Here is a 4,909-nt window from a genome sequence, read left to right on the forward strand (position 1 = left end):
CTGCGACCGGCCGCGGCGGCGGCGCCGGGCGCGGCTGCACGGCTTGTGCCGAAACCCTGGCCTCGGAATTCCTGGCCATGTCGCGGGCGATCTGATCCTGCCCAGTCTTGAGCTGCGCGATGCTGGCTTTGAGTTGCTCGATCTGTTGGCCCATCGCCGCGAGATCGTGCGCCATCGACTGCAGCAACTGCGCGGTATCAGGTGGAAGGGCTGCGGCGGTCGCCGGCGCGGCGGCTTGCGCAGGCTGTGCCTGAGCAGGGGTGTCCGGCTGAGCGACCGCCTGATCGGTCGAGGCGGTTTGAACGGCGGGTGGGGCCGGCTGCTCTGTAGCCGCCTGATCGGCGGGCGGGGCGGATTGCTCCGCGGGCGCCGTCGAGTTACCCGGCGGTGACGAAGACAACGACGACAACAGCGAGACCTGCGGTATCCAGTCCGCAATTATTTGCTTGGCGGTGTCGCCATGATGCTTCCAGGCTGCCGCCGCGAAAGCGCTGAGCAGAGCGAACAGGAAGCCCATCGCGGCGCGCTTGGCCCATTTGGCGAACGGCGAAGGCTCGCCCGGGAGCTGGATGTGATCGCTGGCGGTCACGCGAAAGCTGGTATCGAGCGATGGGGCTGCGGCGCCGGATGCCACGTAGCTCTGCGGTGCCGGCGCCTGGTTCACTTCGGCACGCGTTGGCGGTGCACGATCTCCGCGCGCGGCGAGCACGACTTCGGGGTCGATCACGAAAACATCGTGCGGATCGGATTCTTTAGCAGGATTAGTGTTCAGCGTGGAAAGCATTGGCGCTCCATCTTCAGTCCAATGCCACCCGCTCTGGAAGCGGCCGGCGGATTTACACTACGTCAACCATCCCCTGCCCAGCCCCACGACTCCAGCCAGGTGTGACCAAAGCAAGGCAAGAGGAGGGAGAGTCTGGGGCCGCCCACGGCGACTGGCTTCCCCGGAACTCGGGAATCAGTCGCGGAAGAGGGCGTGCTAGTTCTTCGGACGGATGAAGCCGGCAAGGTGAGTCTTCTGCGCTTCGCACCAGGTCGTCATCCCCAGCCGCCGCTGGTCGAGATCAGTCGCCTGGGTGGCGACCGCGACTTCGGCCATGAGCTCGTCGTCCTGGCGCTCGCCCATCTTGCCGCCGGTGTGCATGAACGCGATCGCCTTGCGCACTCTCTCCGTGGTGCCATCGGGCAGGTGCATCTCCTCGGCCTTCTGCACCAGGTCCTGATAGACGAGATCGGTGTTGGGACACTCGACCTTGGCGGCAAACGCCTGCAGCACCAGCGTGACATAGGCCGAGCGCGGATCGGCCTGCGCGGGCTGAGCAGCAAGCAACAGTCCTGCGATCAACAAAGTATAGCGCATCCTTGGGAACCTCCTGTTTTTTGAGGAGGCTAGCGTCGACACTCGCGCCGTGCAACCGAGGCAAGGCAGAACGTGCTGACGCAATCAAACAGACGTGTTTCCACAGCCTTTGCCATGATTTCAGCACTATTCTGGCAGCAACTAGGTAACAGGTTAACGCAGGGGAGACGTGCGGTGTCGAGATTGGGGCTCGCAGTTTTGCTGACGGGGGCGGTGTCGCTCGCCGGCTGCATGCAGACGACGCTGTCGCCATCCACAGATGCCAGCATGACGCCGCGCGATCGGCAATTGTTGGCCCATCCGCCTTACGCGCAGGCTTCCATTCCGGAGCAGTTCCAGCGCCATATCGTCGACTACACGCGCAAGGAACAGCCGGGCTCGATCCTGGTCGATACCGATGCGCGCTATCTCTATTACGTGCTGCCCGATGGCAAAGCGATCCGCTACGGCGTGGCGGTGGGCGAGGAGGCGATGGCCTTCTCCGGGGTCGCTACCGTTGGCCGCATGTCCGAGTGGCCCGACTGGGTTCCGACCAAGGATATCCAGGAGCGGCTCGGACCTTATCCGTCGCGTGTCGCCGGTGGCCCTGCTAATCCGCTCGGTGCGCGGGCGCTCTATCTCTACCAGGGCAACAAGGACACGCTGTACCGCATCCACGGCACCAATCAGCCGGAATACATTGGGCAGGCGATCTCGTCCGGCTGTATCCGCATGGCCAATTCCGACGTGATCGATCTGTTTGGCCGGGTGAAGCCGGGCGCGACCGTCGTCGTGCTGCCGCCTGCTGCTGGCACGGCGGCGATCGGACCGTTCAGCCCGCGCCGCGGCTGACTTGATCTAAGCCAACTCACCATCCCTCATTCCGGGGCGACGCGTTAGCGCCGCAACCGGAATCCATTTTCGCGTTGTGCCTGCGGCCCATTGGATTCTGGGCCAGCATGCTTCGTATGCAGCCCGCCCATAATGACAGCGCCGGCTGTGGCGCAATCACCACACCTTGCGGGAATCGTGCAACGGCAAGCGTGCCCGACGCTTCCTGCCCCGGTTAAGCCCGATTGGAGTCCGCCCTTAACGACGTTGGATTTCGGCTTGGGCTAGGGGCGCGAGTTGGGGATGCAACATGTGGTTCGACGCTGCCGCAAATTCGTACGTCGACATCAGGGGGCGCGCGCAGGTTGATGCGCACCTGGTCTCATCCGGTTCTATGTGGAGAGCCACGCGGCTCATCGCGGTGGTTCTCGGGGCCGCTTCATTGGCGGCCTGTGCGCAGTCAACCGTCGTCAGCCAACGATCGGAAATCGGCGCGAGCAGGCAGGCATCGTACGTGCACACCCGCACGGCGGCGGTAGCGATGAAGAGGCGGGTAGCGGCGATGCGGAAGCATACGCGTCTGGCGTCGCGCAAGGGTGGCGATGCCAAGGTCGCATCCCAGGGTGTCGCGAGCTTCTACAGCGAGGACTCGCAGACTGCGAGCGGAGAGAAGTTCGACAAGAACGAATTGACCGCGGCGCATCCGACCTTGCCGTTCGGCACCAAGCTTCGCGTCACCGACGTCAAGAGCGGCCGTTCGGTGACGGTGCGGGTCAACGACCGCGGACCGTATGTGCGGGGACGAGTCGTCGACGTCTCCTATTCCGCCGCGCAAGAACTCGGAATGGTCGGCAAGGGTCTCAGCAACGTCAAGCTTGACGTGGTCCACTAGACTCTTGTCTTGACGTGTTCTCTCACGCGAAGGCGGTATCCGCTCTGGTTGGTGGTCCCACACGTCGGGAATTTTCTCTGTCGTCGTCGGGAAAATCTCCCTCGCGCTCGGCGCTTTATTCAGGTTGCTGGCAGCTTTCGTCACGATAAGATTCCAAACGCTACGTCCCGCGCCTTGAACTTATCCATTGCGTGCGGATTTCTTACCCAATGAACTTCAACCCCGCCTTCCATTCGTGGAGGCGGGGTTTTTCTTCCTGTTCTTCATTAGACCAATTCCAAGCAACGTGGGGCCTCCGAGACAGCCCGGTTCTGGTTGCGCGACAACGCGCGTCCGTCTATGTGGATTGCATTATCAAGGACGGCGCGCCGGACGGCTGGGGCTTCGGCGGTGGTATCCGCTACCAATACCGCTAGCCGAACGGCATCAACTTGGCGCACTCAACGTGAAGAGCATGACCGACCGCGTCACCATGGCCTGCACCACGAGTGGCGGCGACCAACACACGCGCCCGCGCACCATCGTGGGCTCGGCCAGCGATCGCAGGTAGACGCACCGATGCGACCGAAAACGATCCGGCTGTGGTCGCGCATTCACACATGGGCTTCGCTCGTCAGCATGGTGTTCCTGCTGATGCTGTGCGTGACCGGCCTGCCATTGGTTTTCCATGACGAGATTGACGATCTGCTCGAGGAGGAGATCGCGGCGCCAGAGATGCCGGCCGATACGCCGCGTGCATCGCTTGATCGGGTGATCGAGGTCGCGCGACAGCACCATCCCGGCCAGTTCGTTCTGCTGGCCAATCTGAAGCAGGCGGAGCCGCTGGTCACGGTCGCGATGTCGCCGACCGCCATGCCTGCGCCCGGCCAGTTTCATCGCGTGACCATCGATGCGCGCACAGCCGAGGTGCTCGGCGAGGAGGCGCCGCATCAGGACGTGATGGATATCGTGCTGCGCATCCACAAGGACATGTTCACGGGCCTGCCGGGCGAATTGTTCCTCGGCGCAATGGGCGTTGTCTTCGTCGTGTCACTGATCTCGGGGATCATCGTCTACTGGCCGTTCATGCGGCGGCTGGATTTCGGCACGATCCGACGCGGGTCGTCGCCGCGGCTCAAATGGCTCGATACGCATAATCTGCTCGGCATCGTCACGGTGACCTGGGCCGTGGCGGTCGGCTTGACCGGGACGATCAACACGCTGGCGACGCCGCTGTTCGACCTGTGGCGCGCACAACTGGTGCCGGTTCTGCTCGCCCCGTATCAAGGCAAGCCGGTCGCGGCGATTCCCTCCGTTCAATCTGCCGTCAGCCGCGTGCGCGAAAAATTTCCGGATCGATTGGTGACCTCAGTCACCATGCCGACATCGGCGCGGTTCGGCAGCCCGCAACATGTGATCGTCTGGACCAAGGGCGCAACGCCGTTCACGGCGCGCATGCTACAGCCGGTGCTGGTCGATGCCAACAACGGCGAGAATATCCTTGCGCCGCAGGTGCCCTGGTATCTGAGGGCACTGCAGGTCTCGCGACCGCTGCATTTCGGCGATTATGGCGGGTTGCCGCTCAAGATCGTCTGGGCCTTGCTCGATCTCGTCACCATCATCGTACTGGGCAGCGGCATCTATCTGTGGTTCGCCAAGCGGCGCACCGCGCCGGCGCGGATGAAGCTGCCGGATGTGCGGCCGGCTGTGGAGAGCAAGGTCTAGCCATATGGGGCGGGCCGTAGGGCGGATCTACGGCGTCGTCGCACGCTCCGCTGTCGTCCCCGCGAAAGCGCGCGAAAGCGGGGGACCCATAACCACAGGGAGGCGTTGTGGCGCGGGCAAGCGGTTGCAGCGGAGCAGATCAC

The 4,909-nt window shown here is 63.6% G+C and carries 5 protein-coding genes; 3 read left to right on the top strand and 2 right to left on the bottom strand.

Features of this window, described 5'->3' with window-relative positions:
- Positions 1-784: hypothetical protein (locus CWO89_RS40700; RefSeq protein WP_130583884.1), on the bottom strand; the 784-nt coding region annotated here is incomplete at its 3' end.
- Between the two features lie 195 nt (positions 785-979).
- Entirely contained in the window at positions 980-1,360 is a 381-nt protein-coding gene (locus CWO89_RS40705; protein WP_130583885.1) for a hypothetical protein, read from the bottom strand.
- 231 nt (positions 1,361-1,591) lie between these two features.
- Here CWO89_RS40705 and CWO89_RS40710 point away from each other — a divergent pair, with 231 nt between their 5' ends.
- The 3 genes from CWO89_RS40710 to CWO89_RS40720 all read left to right on the top strand — a co-directional run bounded on the left by CWO89_RS40710 (position 1,592) and on the right by CWO89_RS40720 (position 4,766).
- A complete protein-coding gene (locus CWO89_RS40710; protein ID WP_207234670.1) occupies positions 1,592-2,191 on the top strand; it encodes a L,D-transpeptidase in 600 nt (199 codons plus the stop codon).
- A 373-nt stretch (positions 2,192-2,564) separates the two neighbouring features.
- A complete protein-coding gene (locus CWO89_RS40715; protein ID WP_245476804.1) occupies positions 2,565-3,062 on the top strand; it encodes a septal ring lytic transglycosylase RlpA family protein in 498 nt (165 codons plus the stop codon).
- A 558-nt stretch (positions 3,063-3,620) separates the two neighbouring features.
- On the top strand, positions 3,621-4,766 hold the full coding sequence (locus CWO89_RS40720) for a PepSY-associated TM helix domain-containing protein (RefSeq protein ID WP_130583888.1): 1,146 nt from the start codon (positions 3,621-3,623) through the stop codon (positions 4,764-4,766).
- Positions 4,767-4,909 lie beyond the last annotated feature (143 nt).

The sequence above is a fragment of the Bradyrhizobium sp. Leo170 genome (genome assembly GCF_004296405.1).
Lineage (GTDB): Bacteria > Pseudomonadota > Alphaproteobacteria > Rhizobiales > Xanthobacteraceae > Bradyrhizobium.

Bases quoted from the DNA above. Each gene is read 5' to 3' on its own strand.
- CWO89_RS40705 (WP_130583885.1), bottom strand. From the start codon at position 1,360: ATGCGCTATACTTTGTTGATCGCAGGACTGTTGCTTGCTGCTCAGCCC.
- CWO89_RS40710 (WP_207234670.1), top strand. From the start codon at position 1,592: ATGCAGACGACGCTGTCGCCATCCACAGATGCCAGCATGACGCCGCGC.
- CWO89_RS40715 (WP_245476804.1), top strand. From the start codon at position 2,565: ATGTGGAGAGCCACGCGGCTCATCGCGGTGGTTCTCGGGGCCGCTTCA.
- CWO89_RS40720 (WP_130583888.1), top strand. From the start codon at position 3,621: ATGCGACCGAAAACGATCCGGCTGTGGTCGCGCATTCACACATGGGCT.